Source organism: Haloterrigena gelatinilytica, assembly GCF_013342145.1.
Lineage (GTDB): Archaea > Halobacteriota > Halobacteria > Halobacteriales > Natrialbaceae > Haloterrigena > Haloterrigena gelatinilytica.
Map to the genome: position 1 here is coordinate 4,176,940 of NZ_JABUQZ010000001.1, position 19,395 is coordinate 4,196,334.

A 19,395-nucleotide genomic window follows, 5' to 3' on the forward strand; every position below is an offset into this window, starting at 1 on the left:
CGACGGCTCAGCGTCCGACCCGGCTCGTGTTATTCGTCTCTCGTTCCGGAGCAGTACGCGATCGTCTCTCGCGAGAGCCGCTCGGCTCGCGGGACTCGAGCCGCACCGACGTCACCTCGCGACGAGCGTCGGTGCGTCAACGGGACGAAAAAAGTGACTTTATAGCCGGGGGGTGCGTGGCGACCGAGTATGCGAATCGCGTTCGTCTCGCTCGAAACGGTACACCACCGCGATACCGAGACGAACCGGCGCCTCCAGTCGACGCTTGAACTCTTAGGCGACGCGGGCCACGACGTCCACCTGTTCTGTGCGCGATTTTGGGACGGCGACTCGCCGACGCTCGAGCGCGACGACGTCACCTACCGGGCCGTCACGGACGACCCCGACGCCCGGCGCTCGTTTTGCCTGCGGCTCCCGTTCGACCTCGGGGCGGCCGGACCGGATATCGTCCACGCGAACGCACGGCCGCCGACCGCGCTGCTGGCGGCCGGCTGGGGGGCGCGGCTCGCGCGGGCGCCGCTGGTCGCCGAGTGGTACGGCGACGGCGGCGTCGACGACGATCGGTGGACCAGACGGGCGACGGGACGGGCCGATCGGATCGTCGCGCCCTCGGAGCTCGTCGCCACGTGGGTCCGCGAACGCGGCGCCGACGGCGACCGCGTCGAGACGGTACCCAACCCGATCGACCTCGAGCGCGTTCGGGACGTGACGCCAGACGATCGCGTCGACGTGGTCTACGCCCGGCGGCTCGACGAGGGGGCGAACTTAGAGAGCGTCCTGCTCGGGCTGGCGGAACTCCGCGGTCGCGACTGGACCGCGACCGTGATCGGCGACGGGCCCGAACGCGAGGCCTACGAGCGACTCGCGAGGGACCTCCGGATCGAAGACCGGCTCTCCTTCGTCGGCGACTGCTCGCTCGAGGAGCGGATCGCGGCCTACCGCGGGGCCCACGTCTTCGCGCAGACGGCCGAACACTGCGTGTTTCCCACGGAGATGCTGTGGGCGCTGGCCGCCGGCTGCGTCGGCATCGTCGAGTACCACGTCGACTCGAGCGCCCACGAACTCGTCGAGGGGTGGGAGCGGGGGTTCCGGACGACCAGCGAGGACGAACTCGCCGACGCCATCCTCTCGGCCGGCGACCTCGAACACCGGACGTTCGACGACCGGTTCGCCGACTACGACCGCTCGGCGGTCGCCGAGCGATACCTCGAGCAGTACCGGACGCTTCGGGAGGAGTACGGGCTGTTGTAGGCGGTCGCCGTCGTTCTCGACGGACGGTCCTCGTTGACGCGGGATCGACTCGATCTCGAGACGGCCGCGGCGCTGGCGAATCGCACCAGATCAGACCGTAAGCGGCAGGAGGAGAGCGGGTAGACGTCTACAGTTCGAACTTCGAGGCCGCGGTCTCCATGTCCTTATCGCCCCGGCCGGAGAGGTTGACGAGGATCGTCTCGTGGTCGCCCGCTTCGGCCAACTGGATCGCCCGCGCGATCGCGTGGCTGGACTCGAGGGCCGGGATGATCCCCTCCGTTTCGCTCAGTTCGCGGAACGCGGCGAGGGCTTCCTCGTCGGTGATTCCGGTGTACTCACAGCGGCCGACGGCGCGGAACATGGCGTGTTCGGGGCCGACGCCGGGGTAGTCGAGGCCGGCGGAGACGGAGTGGACCTCGACGTCGTCGTCGATCACGCGGGTTTTCATCCCGTGAATGACGTCGTCTTTCCCCTTCGCGAGCGGCGCGGCGTGCTTGCTCGAGTCGCTCCCCTCGCCGCCGCCCTCGGCGCCGTAGAAGTCGACGTCGTCCTCGCGGAAGGCGTGGAAGAGCCCGATGGCGTTCGAGCCGCCGCCGACGCAGGCGACCGCCGCGTCGGGCAGGTCGCCCGTCCGTTCCTGAAACTGCTCGCGAGCCTCCCGGCCGATGACGCTCTGGAAGTCCCGGACCATCCGCGGGAACGGGTCGGGACCGACGACGCTACCCACCAGATAGTGCGTGTTCTCGACGTTCTCGGCGAAGTCCTCGAGCGCGGCGTCGACCGCGTCCGCGAGCCCCTCGTCGCCGCGGGTCACCTCGTTGACCTCGGCGCCCATCAGGCGCATCCGGAAGACGTTCATCTCCTGGCGCTCGACGTCTTTCTTCCCCATGTAGATCTCCGTCTCGAGGCCCAGCAGGGCGCCGACCATCGCCGTCGCGGTGCCGTGCTGGCCGGCGCCGGTCTCGGCGATGAGCCGCTCTCGGCCGGATTGCTTAGCCAGCAGGGCCTGGCCGAGCGCGTTGTTGATCTTGTGCGCGCCGCCGTGGAGCAGATCCTCCCGCTTGAGGTAGATCTCGGCGCCGTACCGGTCGCTCAGGTTGCCGGCGTAGTACAGCGGCGTCGGTCGCCCGGCGAACTCCTCGAGGAGTCCGCGTAGCTCCGATCGAAAGTCGTCGGTATCGGCGACCTCGTCGTAGGCGGTCGCGAGCTGCTCGAGCGGCTCCTGCAGGGGGTCGGGGACGTGTCGCCCGCCGTATCCTTCGAATGCACCGTCAGACATACGTTCGCAGTGGCGCGCCGACGGCAAATATATTCCGTGCGCGAGCCCGATTCGAGCGCGCGCGTTGCTCGCGGCCGGGAGAGCCGACCGGTGAGGATGGTCGCCGGGTCGCTGGCGCCTGCGCACACGCGTGCTAGCTGTAGCTACTTCGACGCCCGGTCAAAACAGCACCAGCAACGCCGCGAGCGAGAGCCCGCTGCTGACGAGCAACGCCAGTAGAACGACGACGGCGGGCATCGGCCCGGTCGCCCGGAGATCGGCGAGTCTGATCTCGGTTCCGAGGCCGACGAACGCGAGCACGAACAGCCAGTCGTAGGCGTTCTCGATCGAGGTCACCTGGGCCGAAGAGAGGACGCCCGCGCTCGAGACGACGGCGAGTGCGAGAAAGCCCAGCACGAACGTCGGGAACTCGTTCCAGAGCGTCCGGACGGAGGGGCGACCGCCGCCACCCGCGTGGGCGTAGTAACTCGCGTACGCGAGGACGACGACGCCGATCAGGGCGTTTCGCGCTAACTTCGTCATCGTCGCCCACTGGCCGGCGACGTCGGAGTGGGCGAAGCCGACGGCGACGACGGGGCCCGTCGAGAACATACTGACGCCGGCCCACGTGCCGAACACCATCCCGGAGAGGTTCAGCAGGTCGCCGACGATCGGGTAGACGACGATGGTGATCGCGTCGAACAGGAGGACCGTCGCGGCCGCGTAGGCGATCTGTTCCTCGCGGGCGCTGACGGCACCCGCGACCGCGACGACCGCCGAGACGCCGCAGATACTGGCGCCGGCCGCGAGCAGCGACCCCATCCGATCGGCCAGTCCGAACACGTTGCGCGCGAGGAATTCGACGGCGAGCAGCGTCGTCGCGGTCACGCCGACCACGAGCAGCAGGACGAGTCCGCCGACCTCGAGGACGGTCCCGAGCGAGATCGACGCGCCCATGAGCACGATCCCCCCGGCCAGCCACAGGCCGTGCGTCGCGATCCCGGGCTCGAGGCGGTCGGGAATACCCGCGGCGTTCGTCGCGACGAACCCGAGCGCGATCGCGAGCAGGAGCCGGTTGAACCCCAGCGAGACGGCGAGCGCTCGGGCGAGTATCGCGCCGAGACAGAGGGCCAGCAGCCCCGGCAACAGTCGACGGCCGTTCATCGTGTCACCGCGGGACCTGCAGTTCGAACGCGCTCGCCGGTGCGACGATCGCCGCGCCGACGCGGACGCTCCGCCAGTCGCGCTCGAGGCCCCTCCGGCGATTCATCGCGGCGACGGCGGTCGGCCGCCAGCCATCGATCGACATGTGTCCCGTGCTCGGGTGACGTCGCAGTTAACTGTTCTCGATTCCGTCGGCGGTCGCGCCGCGTATTTCGGTACGCTGCGACGAGCGTTCCGCCGATCGGCGGCTCGTCGACGCGTGTCGCCGGACCGACCGGGCGGGGCGTCCCATTCAGGGCGAGATCACTTCCGCACTCGCTCCCTCGACTGACGTATGAGCGCCGACGAACACCTGAAGCGGGTGCGCGAGCGCCTGCAGGCGGCGACCGAAACCGCCGACCGTCCGATCGACACTCAGTTGAACTCGATCACGGCGGGCGTCTTCGAGGAACAGGAGGGCCACCTGACCCAGTCCGAACCGGGACCGAAGGTCGATCGGATCGTCGAGGTCGCGGAGAAACTCGACGGATTAGCCGAGGAGGCGTCGGGAGAGACTGTCGATCACATCCTCTCCGCGCGGAACCATTGCCTCGAGTACGTCGAAGAGGGCGGCGGCGACGAACAGCCGAGAACCGAGTGAGGCGGTCGAGAACGGGGGGTCTCAGCGGTCGACGCTCCCGAGGACGATATCCAGACTGCCGAGCGAGGCGATCAGATCGGCGACGTACTCGCCGTTCGCCATCTCCGGCAGCGCCGAGAGGTTGTGGAAACACGGGCTGCGGATCTTGAAGCGGGCGGGCGAGTTCGAGCCGTCCGAGCGGACGTAGACGCCGAGTTCGCCCTTGGCGATCTCGACGGCGCGGTAGGTTTCGGTGCCCGCGTCCGGCTTGAGGGTCCGGGGGACGTTGCTCTGGACCGTCCGCTCGTCTTCGGGCCAGTCCTCGAGCAGGTCGAGACACTGTTCGATGATCTTGGCCGACTCCTCGACCTCCCGCAGGCGCACGAGGACCCGCGCGTGGTTGTCACAGCCGTCCTCGGTGACGACGTCCCACTCGAGTTCGTCGTAGTAGCCGTAGGGATCGTCCCGGCGGACGTCGTAGTCGATGCCCGAGCCGCGGGCGACGGGCCCCGTACAGCCGTAGTCCTTCGCCACCTCGGGTTCGAGAACGCCGGTGTTTATCGTTCGGAGCTGGAAGATCTCGTTGCCGGTGAGCAGGTCGTGGTACTCGTCGACCTTGGACGGGAGTTCGTCGAGGAAGTCCCGGCACTTCTCGATCCACTCCTCGCGGGGTTCGGGGAGGTCCCAGGCGACGCCGCCCAGCCGGAAGAAGTAGAACATCATCCGTTGGCCGGTGAGGTCCTCGAGGATGTCCTGGACGACTTCCCGATCGCGCATCCCGTACTGGAAGATGGCGGTGAAGTCGCCGTAGACGTCCAGCGCGAACGTCGAGACCGCGAGGAAGTGACCGAGCATCCGCCCGAACTCGACGGACATGGTCCGCAGGATCTGGGCGTACTCGGGGACCTCGATGTCGGCGAGGTCCTCGATGGCGCGGGCGACCGCCCACTCGTTGGGGAGGTTCGCGGTGTAGTCCCAGCGGTCCGCGTAGGGGATGATCTGGTGGCGGTACGTGCCGTTCTGGCACATCTGCTCCTCGCAGCGGTGGAGGTAGCCGATGTCGGGGTCGACGTCGACGACCGTCTCCCCGTCTAACACCGTCTCGAGGTGGAGCACGCCGTGGGTCGCCGGGTGGTGGGGGCCGATGTTTAAGAACATCGTGTCGCTCTCGGCCTCGCGGTGGTCCGGCTGGATCGGATTGGCGTGTTCGGTGTAGCTGACCACTTGGGGCTTCTCTTGGTCGTAGTCCAGCGCGAGCGGGTGGCCCTGCCACGACTCGGGCAGGAGGATGCGCCGCGGGTCGGGGTGGCCCTCGTACTCGATGCCGACGAGGTCGAAGGCCTCCCGCTCGTGCCAGTCGGCGGTCCGAAATACGGGTTCGGCGGTCTGACAGACGGGATCGTGCTTCGGGAGCTGGACCACCAGCGTCACCTCGTGGGTGCGGTTCCCGTACTTCGTGAGGTGGAGGATCGACTCGTAGCGATCCTCGTACTCCTGGGGGGTGATACACGAAAGGTGGTCGAAGCCGGCTTCGTCGCGCAACAGCGCCAGCACCTCCTGGACGTCGTCCGGGCGGATCACGAATCCGGGCGCGTTCTCGTGTTCGTCCCGGCGGAGCGTGTACTCGGAGAGCAGCGACTCGAGGCGCTCCTCGTCGACGCCGTCCTCCCGGAGGTGGTCGTACTCCGGATCGATGCCCTTCGGTTCTCGCTGACGTTGTTCACTCATTGGATACCCGTGCGCCGACGAACGGGGCGCGCGTACCGAGCGTACGATTGACACGGAATTGAGGGTTTTCCCGGGTTACGGTGACTGTCGTCGCAGCCGACCGACCGAGCGACGGCGGTTCCGACGTCTCGTCGTTCACTGTGACGCCTCGTGTTCACTGGGCACGATTGGCACGGCGAACTCGCGCTATCGCCTCGAGGCCGCCTCCGGTCCGACCGCCGCTGTCTCGAGACCGTCTTCGGTCCTATCGCCGCCGACGGGTCCGCTCGCCGGCTTCTCGCGGTTTTAGATCGATCCGGCAAGCCGATTACTCAATCGAATCTCCTATGAACACGGCGACAATACCTCAGACTATGACAAAGCGGTACGTCTCGCTCCCCGGGGAGGCGGAGGCGGGAATGCGCGAGTTCATCGACGAGGTCGACCGGCGACTCTCGAGCGACGAGGACACCTGTTCGGTCGTCGAGGACGTCCTGATCGATCTCTCGGGCGACCGCGAGGCCTACGAGCGCTGGCGGAACGGCGAGTCGGTCTCGCCGGCCGAGCGCGTTCGGTTGCAGAGCTACGACCCCTGTAACACGACCCTCGAGAGCGAGTACTACGCCGAGAAGGACGAAGAACAGTTCCGCCGCTCGAAGCACCTCCAGTGGCTGTGGCGGCAGTTCGACAGCCTGCCGATCGCGGACAACGTCGAGTTCGCGCTCCGATTCCGCCGGATGCTCGCCGATCACCTCTTCGAGGACTGCGGCGACGGCTGTCGCTTCTTCAAGGGGATCACGTTCACCTACGGCCACAACATCACGATCGGGGACAACACCGTCGTCCACGACGACGTCCACTTGGACGACCGCGGGAAGTTAACCATCGGCGACCGCGTCTCGATCTCCGACGGCGTCCACATCTACAGCCACGACCACGACGTCGTCGACCAGACGGAGGTCCGCAACTACCACACCGTCGTCGAGGACGACGTCCGCCTCACCTACGACGCGATGGTCCGCGCGGGGTGTAAGGTCGGCGAGAACGCCATCGTCGGCGCGCGCGGCATCGTCCAGCACGACGTGCCCGCCCACCACATCGCCATCGGCACGCCCGCCAAGAGCGTCAAGATCAAACCCGGCTGGGAGGACGTCGCCACGCCGATCGACGAGGCCGGCGTCAACCGCCAGGAACAGCGCCGCATCGAGTACGACCTCCCCGACGATCTCGAGGTCTTCGACGAGTTCGAACGCGACCTCCGCTGACCGTTCGTCGAGCCTGTTAGTCGCCCCCTGCTGACTCTCAGCAATTCCTGAGGCGGGGAATATCCAAGTGCCTTGAGAACCTATCGCACACTGATGGAGCTCTGGGGCTGGCTCATCGGCTACGTGGTCTTGTTCGCCCTCCTCCACCTGGTACTGTACTACGTTTACCTCCGTGGAGACGACGGCGACAGCACGAGTTCGCCCTCGTTCGCCGACCCCGACCGCGCGAGTTCCCGCACCCCGCCGGGACCGGACCGGTATCCGCGCGCGGTCGACGACATCGGCGACCCCGACGATCCCGAGGGCGACTACGACCTCGAGTTCGACGGCGAGACGATCCGCTGTCCCCACTGCGGCGTCCGGAACGAAGCCGACCAGACGTTCACCTACTGCTGGAATTGCATCTCGGCGCTCCGCCGGTGAGCCCGTCGCATCGGTCTCGATTCCGGTCGCCGCCTCGACGGTCGGGGACTACCTCGCCGAAGTCGATCGAGAACCCTTCCTCGAGTCGGTCCTTCGCCCCGCGATTCGCCATTCTCGGAAAGTGGACTGTCAGACCACTCAATAAATATCCGATACATCCATCAAAATAGCCGAGTAATGAACGATTACGCTTTTGGTCTTCAAGCACACAGTGGGCAGGGACGACGAACAGTCATGCACGGAAACCCTACTCACTCCCCCGCCTCGCAGTCTCGCTCTCCATCGGTCTACCGCGCAACGCACGACCCGGACGGTTCGGCCAGGCTCAGCACGACCGTGAGCCACGCGCTGGCCGACTGCATGGGTACCGACGTCACCGACGGGTACGTCTCGCTGTACGACGCCATCGATCCCGAGGCTCTGGACAGACTCTTCCGCCCGCGCCACGACGGCCGCCAGCGAAGCGGCGGCTCGCTCGGCTTCACCGTCCGCGACCACTACGTGACGGTCTCGAGCGACGGCGAAATCCTGATCGAACCGCCCGCGAAGCGGTAACCCTCTTCTCGTCGGTCGTCGACGGTCCGGCACGTCCGTAGTGACGGCGGTCGGCGACGAACCCTCGCCTCCTCCGAAGCGAGGACCGCCGATGCGACGCCGACGGCCGCGAAAAGCGATTCGGCCGCTCTACGCCGACAGCGCGTCTGCCAGCGTCTCGAGGTGATCGACGCCGACGACGGCGACGATGTCGCCCTCGGTCTCCGTTCGCAGGGCCTCGAGCCGATCGATCATACAGCGCTCGCGGGTGTCGTCGCGGTAGGTGAGCGCGCTGCCCTCGGTCGCGACGCTGCCAAGCAGGGCCTGGACGCTGGCGACGTGGGAGCGCTCGTGGGCGGCCTGGCGCTCCGGCGTGTCGTCGTGGTCGCAGTCGTATTCGATCGGATCGTCGCAGGCGATGGTCATCGACGTCGCGTGGGTCAGCGTCGCCGCGACGCGGCAGGTCAGCGCCTCCCGCGTCGCGCCGCCCAGTCCCGAGAGGACGCGGCGGGCCGTCGACGGCGAGACGCGGTCGGCGATCAGCCGCGCCACGAGCCGCCGGACGAACGACCAGTTCGGCGCGTCGATGCCGACGACGTCGGCCTCGGGCGCCGCGTTGATCGCGGCGCTCATCTCGCCACCGAAGCGGGGCGGGGACGACGCGGAGCCGTCGCGGGCGTAGGCGCGGTACAGGGGAAGGGCCGCCGACGGCAACTCGAGGGCGACCGTCTCGGGGTCGACCGACTCGAGGATGTGATCAACGCGCGCGATGCTTGCGGGGTGGTCGTGGACGACGCCGAGAAGAATACAGTCGCCCGACGACCCGGGCACCCGGCGGCAAAACTGGGGCGTGATCCGGGGGTCGTCGAACGACGCGGCGAAGGGAGGGGATTCGTCCATTGATCGACTGGTAATACGCGACTACCGGCATAACCCTTCTGTTGTGCACCGGGTCGAGCGGCGTCGAGCGCCACTATCGCGCCGTAACCGGCGCCTACTCGAGCGATAGCGTGCGAGCGGGCGATAACGGGCCGGTGACCGGCGGAACGGTTTCGGCGATTTATTGCTCGCGTCTGCCTGTCGTCGGGTAGTCGGTCCGGCCGCCGGACCGGACTCGACGCGCGAACCATCGTCGAACGAGTATGAGCGAGAGGACACTCACCGAAGCGGACGAGGGGAAACGGGTCCTGAACACCGACGGGACCGAAGTCGGCCGGCTGGTCGACGTCCACGACGGACGCGGCTACGTCGAACCGGATCCGAGCCTGACGGACACGATCGCGGCGAAACTCGGCTGGGGATCCAGGAGCGAGGAGGCCCACCCGCTCGACGAGGGAAGCATCGCGGAGATCACCGACGACGCGGTCCACCTCCGCGGAACGCTCTAGTTTTGGCCGCTCGACCGCGAGTTCGTCCCTCCGGCCTGTCGGGCCGTCTCGATCGGGACGGTCGGATCGCCGTCTCGGCGCCTCGAGTCGAGGCCGCCGTCGCCGGCCGCGCTTCGAGGACCGCTCCGCGGCGGACGTGACCGCCCTCGCGACCTGCGACCCTAGCTCTCGGTGCCGTAGACGGTGACCGACCGGACGGCCGAGTCGTCCGGGCTCTCGACCCGAACCGGGAACTGAGTCGTCCGGGCCGCGGGATAGGTCGTATAGCCCAGCGACACCGTCGTGCTCGCACCCGACTCGAGCGAGACGCTCGTCGAGTCGACCTGTTCGGGGTCGTGACCGACGACGAGCGCGACGGTGCCCGAGGCCGATCCGTCGCCGGTGTTCTCGACGACCGCCGTCACCTCGAGGAAATCGCCGGCGTTGAGCGGCGTGTTCGTTCCGGAGATCGAAACCGAGAGGGTCCCCTCGCCGCCGCCACCGGCCCCGCTCTCGATCTCTTCGAGACAGGATCGGGCCTGCGGGTTCGAGCGGGAGATCGTCGCGGTCGGGTAGTCCGGTGGCAGCGTGATCCCGGTCAGCACCGTCCCGAGATCGCCGTAATCCGGAACTTCCACGCGAGCGCCGTCGGGCGTGGCGGAGACGTCGCGTTCGTCGCCGATCTCGAAGACGATCGTGCCCGCGAACGGCGCGTCGACGTGGGTGCCGATCTCGATCCAGTCTTCGATGAGCGTGTTCCCGTAGAGCGGTTCGCCCCCGCCCTCGTTGTAGAAGCCGGTGCTCGCCGCCACGTTGTCGCCGTCGCCGAACGTGCCCGAGACCTCGGCCCGCGTACACGAGGTGAAGGTCACCTCCGTCTCGACGGGGTCGTCGTTCGTTCCGATCACGCGGACGGTCCGTTCGGCCGAATCGGACGAGCCGACCACCCGGGCCGGGAACTCCTGCGTGTTGGCGACGAGGGCCGTCTCGAACTCCAGGGTCACCAGTCGGCCGCCGGTGGACGGCACCGAAACGGTCGCCGAATCGACGGTCGTCGGATCGTGGCCGACGATCAACTCGACGGTCTCCGTCGTCGACACGTCGCCCTCGGTCTCGAGCCGTGCGGTCACCTCGAGGACTTCGCCGGTCGCGAGGGGGTCGTTCGTCCGGTAGATGTCGATCGCGACCGGCGGCGTATCCGCGTAGACGAGGACGTCCGCGCTGTCGGTCGCTCCGTCGACGACGACCCAGACGGGAAACTCCTGATCGTTGTCGACGATCGCCGTCTCGAACGTGAGTTCGACGGTCGCCGTGCCCCCGGCTCCCACCTGTATCGACTGCGTGTCGACGACCGTCGGATCGTGACCGACGACGAGCACGGCGTCGGTCGACAGGGACCCGCTGCCGCCGTTCTCGACCGTCGCGGTCACCTCGAGGACGGCCCCCGTCTCGACCGGACTGTTCGTCCCCTGAATCGTTACGTCGATCGGTGCGTCCTGTATCGCCGTCCGCGCCGCGGCGGTCCCCGTGGCGGCGACGGGAACGAGTCCCCCGACCGCGACACCCTCGAGTACCCCCCGGCGCGTCGGTGTCTGCCACATACTCGATCGACGGCGGCGAACGATCGAAAAGGGTCGAGTCCGTTACATCTTCTAATCGGCGAATGCACCCCTTCTCCCGGTACTGGAGAGATTACAGCTGACTGGTAACGGCCACGTACGGGGAACGCGTTCGATCGACGACGGTCGACGAGCGAATCGGTCCGTCCGGAGGAGAGCGAAGGGATCGGCGATCGGACGGGCGAACGGAGCGAGCGCGGGGCGCTTAGACGCCGGTGGAGTACCGCAGGAGACCGGCGAAGCCGCCGAAGGCGTTGTAGAGCTGTTCGCCCTTCTCGAAGTCAGTCGAGATGAACTTGGTCTCGGTACCCCGCTGTTCGGCGATTTCGATGAGGTGGTCGATCGCGTCCTCGCGGTCGTCTTCGGTCGCCTCGACCTCGGTGCCGCAGTCGGTGCATGTGTGGTCGGGCGTGGACTTGCGGCGGTCGATGACTTCGCGGTCGGTGTTGCCACACTCCGGACAGTCGTAGGTGACGACGTCCTTGCGGAGGTCCTCGCTGATGAGCAGCCGGTCGACCGCGCCCATCATCAGGTTCCGGCGGGTCTGCTCGAACCCGTAGGTGGCCTGATCGCCGGCGTTGAGTTCCTCGAAGAACTCCTCCATCACCTTCTTGTCCTTCATCACCTCGGCGTCGGCCAGCGCCTCCTCGGCGTTGTCGACGAGGTCCTTCAGGCCGGACTCGTCGGTGTAGGCGACGTCGAACTTGCCGATGACGTTGTCCTGGATCTCGTGATGAAGGTAGTCGCCGTCTAAGAACTCGTCTTTGGTCGGCGAGGGACCGCCGACGAGGATCCCGTCGAGTTCGTGGCGCCGGGGGACGAACAGGTCGTTCGCCATCCCCGCGACCTCCTGGTAGAAGTTGTCGATGGCCTCGAGGCGCAGGCGGGCGAATCGCTGGGCGGACTGGCCACCTTTGCGCTGCTTGCCGGGAACGAGCGAGGACGCGGACTTGACGGCCTCGATGCGCTTGCCCTTCAGCCAGCCGACGTTGGCCTCGCGGCGGTCCAAGACGATCAGGCCGTAGAGGCCCTTGTCCGCCATCATCTCCTCTAGCGGTTCGGTGAGGAACTCGGAGTCGCAGTGATAGCGGAAGGACTCGACGGGCTGGGGCGGGCTCTCGAGGACCTTCGTGACCATCTCGGTGCGGCCGCCGCCGGAATCGACGGCTCCGGAGAACAGCACCATCCCGTTCTCCGGCGGGAACGTATCGTAGTACCGCAGGCGGTCCTTGATGCTCGTCAGCGCGTCCTGGACGGCCGTCCGCGTCTGCTTTGACTTGATGTTGGCCGCTTCGCTGTGTTCCTGCGTGACGTGTTGGACCACGTCGCTGATCTGACGGTCTTCGGGAATGTAGATCGTCACGAGCTGCGTCCCGGAGCCGTCGTACTCCTTGAGATCCTCGAGAACCTTCCGGAACTCGTATTTCTTCCGGTCGGATTGCTCCTGTTCGCCCTCCTGGCTCATTGTCCCTAGGAAACGGTCCTGTGGGTAAGTATTCTTTGAGACGGCGATGTCGACCGGCGGCCTGGCGGGCGACTACCGTCGCGTTCGCGGTCGCCCGCTCGCCATTTGCGGGCCGATGTCGAGTCGCGTGCCGAGGTCACGTTTTAAGGTCCTGCCGTTCCACTGTCCGGACAGTATCCAGTATGTCTCACGAGACGGTCTATGCTATCGCGAGCGGGAAGGGCGGCGTCGGGAAGACGACGACGACGGTGAACCTCGGCACGGCGCTGGCCCAGGCCGGCGAGCGCGTCGCCATCGTCGACGCCGACCTCGGGATGGCGAACCTCGCCGGGTTCGTCAGCCTCTCCCCCGACTCGACGACGCTGCACGACGTGCTGTCCGGCGACGCGTCGGTCGAGGACGCCACCTACCGAATCACCGATAATATCGTCGCGGTCCCCAGCGGCACCAGCCTCGACGAGTACGCCGACACCTCCCCCGAGGGGCTGCGCGAGGTCGTCGCGGACCTCCGCGAGCGGTTCGACTACGTCTTTCTCGACGTCGGCGCCGGAGTCAGCCACGAAACCGTGCTCCCGCTCGGCCTGGCCGACGCCGTCGTTCTCGTCTCCACGCCCGAACCCGCGGCGGTCCACGACTCGAAGAAAACCCTCGAGCTGACCGAGCGCGCCGGCGGCGAGGTCTCCGGACTCGTCGTCACGCGAACCCGCCCCGACAGCGACGTCTCCTACGAGGAGATCGCCGCGCGCCTCGAGACCCCGCTGCTGGCGACGATCCCCGACGATCCCGCGGCCCGCGAGAGCGTCTACGCCGGCACGCCGCTGGTCGTCTACGAACCCGACGGACCCGCCGCCGGCGCCTACCGCCACCTCGCGGCCGATCTGGCCGACATCGAGGTCGCCGACACGACGATAGACGCCGACGCGGCCGCCGAGTCCGAGGCCGCCGATCCGGACGACGAGACGACCGAGGAGTCCGCCGAGCGGGAGGCGGCCCACGACGACGTCTCGAGTGCGATCACCGAGGCGGAATCCGACACCTGATCGGCGATTCACGGCGCTCGCCGACTCGAGCGACGGCGCTCGTCTCGCCCGATTCGGGCCGGTAGGCGGTGCCTGAACGGCTCGATTCGCGCTTGCGGCCGCCGATTCGCGTCGGATTCGATGTCGGTCACGAGATCGTGATAATCAGTCGATATTGTCGTTCATACAGTACATACCGTCGAGCGTCTCGTCGATAGCGGCTCGCTCGAGCGCTAACAGCCGGCTTTCGAAGGTGAGGGCCCCGTTCTTTCGGGAAAACGTTCCGCGTAACCTTTGAACTGACTGTAACGAACTAATTACTAATCAAATCCCGTAGCGATCGGTCGCCCATGGAGCGACGAAAGATCCTCCTTGGCAGTGGCGCAGCGCTCACAACCGCACTCGCGGGCTGTACCGGCAGCGGCAGTAACGACGACGATTCGGACGACGACAACGACGATACCGAGTCGATCACCGACGACGATTCCGAGAACGGAACCGAAAACTCCGAGAACGAAGGGACGGAGAACGAAACGTCCGAGAACGGCGACGAAAGCGACCCCGAGGACTCCGACGGAACCGACGAGACTGCCAGCACGGATATCCCCGGGTTCGACGGTTCGAAACTCTCCCTCGAGAGCGACGAGGTGTCGATCGCGTCCGTCGAGCGAGCGGACAGCGCGGTCGACGTCGTCGCGACGAGCGAGATCACCGATTACCAGAAACTGTACGCGGAACTGGAGACGCTGGCCGAGGCACACGCGAGCGCGATCGTCGACACCGAGGCGTTCGCGGACGCGATCGACGCCGTCGACTGGGTCGTCGACCACGACGCCAAGCGGGTGGTTTCGTTCTCCGTGAAGACCGACTGGCTCGTCGACTACCAGAACGGCGACCTCTCGGCGGAGGCGTTCCTCGAGAACGTCAAGTCGACGGCCGAGTGACGTATTCGCAGCGACCGATCGCCGATTCGACGCAACCGGTCTTTTTGACGCCGTCGACCGCCGTCAGCGGCGCCTGGCGGTAGCCGCGAGCGATCCGACCGCCGTCAGCGGCGCCTGGCGGTAGCCGCGAGCGATCCGACCGCCGTCACATCGAGCGCGGCGCTTCGACGCCGAGGATCGACAGCGCGTTGGCCACCGTGTGTTTCGACGCGGCCACGAGCGCGAGTCGGGCCTCCCTGACGTCCGGGTCGACGTCGTCGGAGAGCACCGGACACTCCCGGTAGAAGGCGTTGAACCGGTCGGCGAACTCGCGCGTGTAGGTCGCGATCTGGTGGGGTTCCAAGTCGTCGGCCGCCTCGTCGACGACCGCCGGGAACCGCGCGATCGTCTCGAGGAGGTCGCGTTCGGCCTCGGTCTCGAGCAGGTCCGCCTCGAGGGCCTCGAGTTCGACGTCTTGGGCCGCGAGGGCGGTTTCGGGGTCGAGGCCGGCCTCCTCCAGAATCCCGCAACAGCGCGCGTGGACGTACTGGACGTACGGCGCCGACTGGGCCTCGAAGTCTAAGGCCTGGTCCCACTCGAAGGTGATCGCCTTCGTCGGCTGCTTGGAGACGATGTCGTACCGGACGGCGCCGATACCGACCTGGTGGGCGATCCGCTCGATGTCGTCCTCGTCTAAATCGTCGTCGCGGATACGGTCGTCCAGGCGGTCCTCGACCTCCTCGCGGGCGCGGTCGATCGCCTCGTCGAGCAGGTCGTCGAGATCGACGCCCGTGCCGCGACGCGTCGACATCTTCCCCTCGGGGAGGTTGACGTACGAGTAGAGCACCTGCCGGAGCTGCTCGGTGTCGTTGCCGAGCAGTTCGAGGGTCGTGTTCAGCTGGCGGGCCTGCAGCTTGTGGTCCTCGCCGAGCACCGTCACCGCGCGGTCGTAGTTGTCGAACTTCCACTCGTGGTGAGCCAGGTCGCGGGTGGCGTACAGCGAGGTGCCGTCCGAGCGCAGGAAGACGAGGTTCTTGTCGATGCCGTGCTCGTCCAGTTCGAGCTGCCAGGCGTCCTCCTCGTAGACCGCTTCGTCGAGCTCCCGCAGCCGGTCGACGAGGTCGTCGGTGTCGCCGTTGCGCATGAACCGCGTCTCCTTGACGAACTCGTCGAACGCCGCGGGGAGGCGCTCGAGGCAGGCCGTCATGCCCGAGAGCACCTGATCGACGACCTCGCTGACCCGTTCGTAGGTCTCGTCGTCGCCTTCCTCTAGGCCCTGCATGATCGACTCGATCTCGGCCTCGGCGTCCTCGACCTCGTCTTCGGGCCCGTTCTCGAGGAACGCGTTGCCCTTGCGGTAGTAACGCACGAGGTCGTACTCGATGCGGTCGCGTTCCGGCTCGCTCTCGAGATCATCCTCGTCGAAGGTCTCGTAGGACCAGGTGAAGACGGCCATCTGGCGGCCGGCGTCGTTGACGTAGTAGTGGCGATCGACGTCGTAGCCGGCGTAGTCGAGCAGGTTCGCGACGGCGTCGCCGATGATCGGGTTGCGAGCGCGGCCGACGTGGACCGGACCCGTCGGGTTCGCGCTCGTGTGCTCGACGACAACGCTGGTATCGCGGTCCTCGAGGGCGCCGTAGCTCTCTTCGGTCGCCGTCTCGAGGGTCTCGGCGAGGTAGGCGTCGCTCGGCAGGAAGTTGAGATAGGGACCCTGCGTCTGTACCTCGGAGACGTAGGTCAGCTCGTCGGCGTCGAGTTCGTCGGCCAGTCGACCCGCCACCTGCGGCGGCGCCGCGCCGGCCTCGCCGGCGAGTCGGAAGGCCACGCTCGAGGCGAGGACGCTGTCGACGTCTTCCGGCGGTTCTTCGATCCCGAGGTCGTCGGTCGGGAAGTCGAGTTCGGAGAGCGCCCGCTCGAGGGCGTCCTCGACCTCCGCGCGTAAGGCAAGGAACATACCCGCCCGTATTCAGGGCCGAAGTAAAGGAATGTCGGGTTCGCCCGGTCGAGGGAGATTAGTCGAAGAACGCCGCGGCCTCTCGGAACCGCCGCTCGTGGACCGGGCGGAACGTCTCGCCGGAGGCGTCGAACGCCGCTGGCGACCAGAACCGGGCCGCGCTCGCGTCGCTGCCCGCGAGCGGCTCGCCGTCGGCGTCGGCCCGATCGGCCACGTAGTGGACCGTCATCACGTGCTTACCGTCCCGGGGCGCCATCGCGGACGCGCTCAGGATCTCGAGCGCGCCGGGGTCGACGCTGACGCCGGTCTCCTCCTCGAGTTCGCGCGCGGCGGCCGCCGCGGGCTCCTCGCCGATCTCGATGTGGCCGCCGGGGAGGGTCCACTCGCCGACCCCCGGCGGGACCCCGCGTTCGACGCAGAGCACCCTCGGCTCTGTCCGCGAGCGATCGACGATCGCGACGCTCGCACAGGGCACCGGATTGTGCCAGACGATATCCTCGCAGACCGGACAGCGCTCGCGCTCGCGGCCGTCGACGGCGGCCGTCTCGAGGCGGGTACCGCAGTCGGGACAAAACGTCGGCGGTCGACTGACCATCTATGCTGGCATCGGGACCGGGGGGTCAAAGGGTTTTCAGTCCGCTGCCGGTCAGGGGGACGACGACGTCGGCGTCGGCGTCGAGGACCCCGTCGTCGCGGTACTGCTCGAGCGCCGCGGGGGCGACCGCACAGGTGGGTTCGACGTAGAAACCGCCGCGGTGGAGGCGGTCGAGCGCGGTCTCGATCGGGTCCGCGCCGAGGGCGATGGCGTCGCCGCCGGTCTCCTCGATGGCCCGGAGGATCTCGTCCTCGCGGGCCGGCTTCTCGATCTTGATCCCGTCGGCGATGTCGGTGCCCTCGCCGTCCTCGTCGGTGGTCCGGCCGCCGAGTCGGTCGACGATCGGCGCGTGTCCCGCCGCCTGCGCGCCGAGCAGTCGGGGCATGCCGTCGACGATCCCGGCCTCGTTGAGCAGCGAAAAGCCGCGGTAGGCGCCGAGAAACAGCGTCCCGTGGCCGACCGGGAGCACGACCGCGTCGGGAACGGTCCACCCCTGCTGGGCGGCGATCTCGAACGCGAACGTCATCGTGCCCGCGTAGAACGCCGGGTTCCAGGCGTGGCTGGCGTACCAGCCCTCACCGGCTTGTCGCGGGGTGTCCCCGCTCGTCCCTTCCGAGGCGCTTCGCGCCTCGCCCTCGACAGCATCGATACAGGCGTCGGTGACGTCCTGTCGGCTCCCCTCGACTCTGACCGGGCGGGCGTCGGCCCGCTGGATGGCCATCAGCTTCGACTGTTTGACGTCCGCCGGCACGTAGATGTCCGCCTCGAGGCCGGCACGGGCCGCGTAGGTCGCGATCGCGGCGCCGGCGTTGCCCGAGGAGTCCTCGATGACCCGCTCGACGCCGAGTTCGACCGCTCGCGAGAGCGTCGTCGTCGCGCCCCGGTCCTTGAACGAGCCCGTCGGAAACACGTACTCGAGTTTGAACTCGGCGTCCCAGTCGGGCGCGTCGACGAGGGGCGTAAATCCCTCGTGGAAGGTCACGTGCTTCTCGATGGGCAGGAACTCGAAGAACGTCCAGAGGCCCTCGGTCGTATCGAGGCTCTGCAGCGGCAGGGGGTCGCCCTGCGGATGCGGCCGTTCGGTGAACTCGAGGGCGCTCCCGCAGGCACAGCGCCACGGTTCGGACGGGCCGGCCTCGTAGACGGTCTCGCAGTTCGGGCAGATGAGATCCGACGCCATGTCAGTAGTCGTCGATGTCGGTGGCGACCGAGCAGACGTACTCGCCGCTTGCGACCTGGGGCAGCCGTCGGGTCCGCCAGAGGATGCCGTCGCTGTCGGCGGTCACCTCGGCCTTCCGTTCGCCGAAGGGGGTCGTCAGTTCGAACAGCAGGTCGCCGCGGCGGACGCGCTCGCCGAGTTCACGCTCGAAGGAGATCAGGCCGCCGCCCGGCGCGCCGTACTGTTCGAACCCGTTGGCTCGAGTCTGGGTCTCGACGGTCGTCTCCCCCTCGAGGAAGCCGTAGTAAGTCAGAACGTTGAACACGCCCTCGACGCCCTTGCGGATGCTCTCCTCGTCCCAGCCGACGGTGCCGCCGAGTTCGGGATCGACGGTCGGGATTCCCTCGTCCGGGGCGGCCCGGGCCAACTGGCCGTCGGGCCCCTTCTGATCGAGGATGTAACCGCAGCCGAAGACCTTCGCGAGTTTGAGACAGTCGTCGTGAAGGCGGTGGCGCTTCCCGCAGCGGACCCGGACCTCGTCGATCATCCGGCTGGTCGAGCCCTGGTGGAGGTCGAGGATCAGATCGGCCCGGGTCGCGACCTCGAACGTCGCCGCCGCGATCCGCTCGCTCGAGGTGCCGGCCTCGTTGCCGGGGTAGGCGCGATTCATCTTCGTGTCGTCGATCGGATTCCGGTGTTCGGCCACCTGAAACGCGTGGTAGTTGACGATCCCGACGATCAGGATCGTCCCGGTGATTTCGGCGGGATCGAGCTGCGGGACGACGCGCTGAATGACGCCGACGCCGTTGAGTTCGTCGCCGTCGCTTGCCGCCTGCAGATAGAGCGTCTTTCCCGCACGGGCGCCGTTGATCACGGCGACCGGTAACCCGAACGAGCTCCCGTCCCGGGTTTCGCCGACCTCGAGACGGCCCGTGTCCATCTCGCCGGGGGCCGCACTCGCCGTTCCGAGCGTCGTCGTCATGTCCCTGTGGACGGACCCGCTCGCCTTTATTGGTTCGGTGTTCGCCAGCGAGCGGGCAGTTCCGACAGTATCGCCGGGACCTGCCCGTCGG

Annotated in this window: 19 protein-coding genes; 8 read left to right on the plus strand and 11 right to left on the minus strand. The window is 67.6% G+C overall.

Going from position 1 to position 19,395, the window contains the following annotated elements; all coding sequences use genetic code 11:
• The first annotated feature begins 189 nt into the window (after positions 1–189).
• Positions 190–1,251 carry a glycosyltransferase gene (locus tag HTZ84_RS20640; protein WP_174682390.1) on the plus strand — a complete coding sequence of 354 codons (1,062 nt, stop codon included), beginning with the start codon at positions 190–192 and terminating at the stop codon, positions 1,249–1,251.
• A gap of 127 nt (positions 1,252–1,378) precedes the next feature.
• Here HTZ84_RS20640 and trpB read toward each other — a convergent pair whose 3' ends face one another.
• The 3 genes from trpB to HTZ84_RS20655 form a co-directional block, all read right to left on the minus strand.
• Positions 1,379–2,530 (minus strand): tryptophan synthase subunit beta, encoded by a 1,152-nt coding sequence (gene trpB / locus HTZ84_RS20645; RefSeq protein WP_174682391.1) that lies wholly within the window; start codon positions 2,528–2,530, stop codon positions 1,379–1,381.
• A gap of 159 nt (positions 2,531–2,689) precedes the next feature.
• Positions 2,690–3,673: a YeiH family protein gene (locus HTZ84_RS20650; protein ID WP_174682392.1), complete on the minus strand. Its 984-nt coding sequence runs from the start codon at positions 3,671–3,673 to the stop codon at positions 2,690–2,692.
• 4 nt (positions 3,674–3,677) lie between these two features.
• A complete protein-coding gene (locus tag HTZ84_RS20655; protein ID WP_174682393.1) occupies positions 3,678–3,818 on the minus strand; it encodes a hypothetical protein in 141 nt (46 codons plus the stop codon).
• Between the two features lie 189 nt (positions 3,819–4,007).
• On the opposite strand from HTZ84_RS20655, the gene HTZ84_RS20660 reads away from it, so the two are divergent.
• Complete coding sequence (locus HTZ84_RS20660) at positions 4,008–4,313, plus strand: DUF7553 family protein (protein ID WP_254611791.1); 306 nt, start codon at positions 4,008–4,010, stop codon at positions 4,311–4,313.
• A gap of 21 nt (positions 4,314–4,334) precedes the next feature.
• Here HTZ84_RS20660 and HTZ84_RS20665 read toward each other — a convergent pair whose 3' ends face one another.
• Complete coding sequence (locus tag HTZ84_RS20665) at positions 4,335–6,020, minus strand: NADH-quinone oxidoreductase subunit D (protein ID WP_174682394.1); 1,686 nt, start codon at positions 6,018–6,020, stop codon at positions 4,335–4,337.
• Positions 6,021–6,373: 353 nt separating this feature from the next.
• Here HTZ84_RS20665 and HTZ84_RS20670 point away from each other — a divergent pair, with 353 nt between their 5' ends.
• The 3 genes from HTZ84_RS20670 (at position 6,374) to HTZ84_RS20680 (ending at position 8,242) form a co-directional block, all read left to right on the plus strand.
• Complete coding sequence (locus tag HTZ84_RS20670) at positions 6,374–7,264, plus strand: acyltransferase (RefSeq protein ID WP_174682395.1); 891 nt, start codon at positions 6,374–6,376, stop codon at positions 7,262–7,264.
• A 93-nt stretch (positions 7,265–7,357) separates the two neighbouring features.
• Positions 7,358–7,687 (plus strand): DUF7577 domain-containing protein, encoded by a 330-nt coding sequence (locus HTZ84_RS20675; RefSeq protein ID WP_174682396.1) that lies wholly within the window; start codon positions 7,358–7,360, stop codon positions 7,685–7,687.
• A gap of 234 nt (positions 7,688–7,921) precedes the next feature.
• Positions 7,922–8,242, plus strand: coding sequence for a HalOD1 output domain-containing protein (locus HTZ84_RS20680; RefSeq protein ID WP_174682397.1), 321 nt, complete (start codon positions 7,922–7,924; stop codon positions 8,240–8,242).
• Between the two features lie 129 nt (positions 8,243–8,371).
• Here the strand turns inward: HTZ84_RS20680 and HTZ84_RS20685 are convergent, their stop codons facing one another.
• Positions 8,372–9,121, minus strand: coding sequence for a hypothetical protein (locus HTZ84_RS20685; RefSeq protein ID WP_174682398.1), 750 nt, complete (start codon positions 9,119–9,121; stop codon positions 8,372–8,374).
• Positions 9,122–9,363: 242 nt separating this feature from the next.
• On the opposite strand from HTZ84_RS20685, the gene HTZ84_RS20690 reads away from it, so the two are divergent.
• Positions 9,364–9,609, plus strand: a complete 246-nt coding sequence (locus HTZ84_RS20690) for a PRC-barrel domain containing protein (protein WP_174682399.1) — start codon at positions 9,364–9,366, stop codon at positions 9,607–9,609.
• 161 nt (positions 9,610–9,770) lie between these two features.
• Here HTZ84_RS20690 and HTZ84_RS20695 read toward each other — a convergent pair whose 3' ends face one another.
• Entirely contained in the window at positions 9,771–11,189 is a 1,419-nt protein-coding gene (locus tag HTZ84_RS20695) for a CARDB domain-containing protein (protein ID WP_174682400.1), read from the minus strand.
• Between the two features lie 223 nt (positions 11,190–11,412).
• Complete coding sequence (gene prf1, locus HTZ84_RS20700) at positions 11,413–12,672, minus strand: peptide chain release factor aRF-1 (protein ID WP_174682401.1); 1,260 nt, start codon at positions 12,670–12,672, stop codon at positions 11,413–11,415.
• Between the two features lie 182 nt (positions 12,673–12,854).
• On the opposite strand from prf1, the gene minD reads away from it, so the two are divergent.
• Both minD and HTZ84_RS20710 read left to right on the plus strand, forming a co-directional pair.
• Complete coding sequence (gene minD / locus HTZ84_RS20705) at positions 12,855–13,712, plus strand: cell division ATPase MinD (protein WP_174682402.1); 858 nt, start codon at positions 12,855–12,857, stop codon at positions 13,710–13,712.
• A gap of 329 nt (positions 13,713–14,041) precedes the next feature.
• Complete coding sequence (locus tag HTZ84_RS20710; protein WP_174682403.1) at positions 14,042–14,635, plus strand: hypothetical protein; 594 nt, start codon at positions 14,042–14,044, stop codon at positions 14,633–14,635.
• Between the two features lie 145 nt (positions 14,636–14,780).
• Here HTZ84_RS20710 and argS read toward each other — a convergent pair whose 3' ends face one another.
• From argS to HTZ84_RS20730, 4 genes are read right to left on the minus strand one after another with little or no spacing between them, the layout of a single operon-like run.
• Entirely contained in the window at positions 14,781–16,568 is a 1,788-nt protein-coding gene (argS, locus tag HTZ84_RS20715) for an arginine--tRNA ligase (protein WP_174682404.1), read from the minus strand.
• 58 nt (positions 16,569–16,626) lie between these two features.
• A complete protein-coding gene (locus tag HTZ84_RS20720) occupies positions 16,627–17,163 on the minus strand; it encodes an NUDIX domain-containing protein (protein WP_174682405.1) in 537 nt (178 codons plus the stop codon).
• Between the two features lie 25 nt (positions 17,164–17,188).
• Positions 17,189–18,343 (minus strand): pyridoxal-phosphate dependent enzyme, encoded by a 1,155-nt coding sequence (locus tag HTZ84_RS20725; protein WP_174682406.1) that lies wholly within the window; start codon positions 18,341–18,343, stop codon positions 17,189–17,191.
• Position 18,344: 1 nt separating this feature from the next.
• A complete protein-coding gene (locus tag HTZ84_RS20730) occupies positions 18,345–19,304 on the minus strand; it encodes a succinylglutamate desuccinylase/aspartoacylase family protein (RefSeq protein WP_174682407.1) in 960 nt (319 codons plus the stop codon).
• Positions 19,305–19,395 lie beyond the last annotated feature (91 nt).

Excerpts from the sequence above, each read along its gene's own strand:
- HTZ84_RS20680 (WP_174682397.1), top strand. The coding sequence starts at position 7,922 with ATGCACGGAAACCCTACTCACTCCCCCGCCTCGCAGTCTCGCTCTCCA.
- trpB (WP_174682391.1), bottom strand. The coding sequence starts at position 2,530 with ATGTCTGACGGTGCATTCGAAGGATACGGCGGGCGACACGTCCCCGAC.
- HTZ84_RS20660 (WP_254611791.1), top strand. The coding sequence starts at position 4,008 with ATGAGCGCCGACGAACACCTGAAGCGGGTGCGCGAGCGCCTGCAGGCG.
- HTZ84_RS20665 (WP_174682394.1), bottom strand. The coding sequence starts at position 6,020 with ATGAGTGAACAACGTCAGCGAGAACCGAAGGGCATCGATCCGGAGTAC.
- argS (WP_174682404.1), bottom strand. The coding sequence starts at position 16,568 with ATGTTCCTTGCCTTACGCGCGGAGGTCGAGGACGCCCTCGAGCGGGCG.
- HTZ84_RS20655 (WP_174682393.1), bottom strand. The coding sequence starts at position 3,818 with ATGTCGATCGATGGCTGGCGGCCGACCGCCGTCGCCGCGATGAATCGC.
- HTZ84_RS20690 (WP_174682399.1), top strand. The coding sequence starts at position 9,364 with ATGAGCGAGAGGACACTCACCGAAGCGGACGAGGGGAAACGGGTCCTG.
- HTZ84_RS20650 (WP_174682392.1), bottom strand. The coding sequence starts at position 3,673 with ATGAACGGCCGTCGACTGTTGCCGGGGCTGCTGGCCCTCTGTCTCGGC.
- HTZ84_RS20640 (WP_174682390.1), top strand. The coding sequence starts at position 190 with ATGCGAATCGCGTTCGTCTCGCTCGAAACGGTACACCACCGCGATACC.
- HTZ84_RS20710 (WP_174682403.1), top strand. The coding sequence starts at position 14,042 with ATGGAGCGACGAAAGATCCTCCTTGGCAGTGGCGCAGCGCTCACAACC.
- minD (WP_174682402.1), top strand. The coding sequence starts at position 12,855 with ATGTCTCACGAGACGGTCTATGCTATCGCGAGCGGGAAGGGCGGCGTC.
- HTZ84_RS20720 (WP_174682405.1), bottom strand. The coding sequence starts at position 17,163 with ATGGTCAGTCGACCGCCGACGTTTTGTCCCGACTGCGGTACCCGCCTC.
- HTZ84_RS20675 (WP_174682396.1), top strand. The coding sequence starts at position 7,358 with ATGGAGCTCTGGGGCTGGCTCATCGGCTACGTGGTCTTGTTCGCCCTC.
- HTZ84_RS20685 (WP_174682398.1), bottom strand. The coding sequence starts at position 9,121 with ATGGACGAATCCCCTCCCTTCGCCGCGTCGTTCGACGACCCCCGGATC.
- prf1 (WP_174682401.1), bottom strand. The coding sequence starts at position 12,672 with ATGAGCCAGGAGGGCGAACAGGAGCAATCCGACCGGAAGAAATACGAG.
- HTZ84_RS20730 (WP_174682407.1), bottom strand. The coding sequence starts at position 19,304 with ATGACGACGACGCTCGGAACGGCGAGTGCGGCCCCCGGCGAGATGGAC.
- HTZ84_RS20695 (WP_174682400.1), bottom strand. The coding sequence starts at position 11,189 with ATGTGGCAGACACCGACGCGCCGGGGGGTACTCGAGGGTGTCGCGGTC.
- HTZ84_RS20670 (WP_174682395.1), top strand. The coding sequence starts at position 6,374 with ATGACAAAGCGGTACGTCTCGCTCCCCGGGGAGGCGGAGGCGGGAATG.
- HTZ84_RS20725 (WP_174682406.1), bottom strand. The coding sequence starts at position 18,343 with ATGGCGTCGGATCTCATCTGCCCGAACTGCGAGACCGTCTACGAGGCC.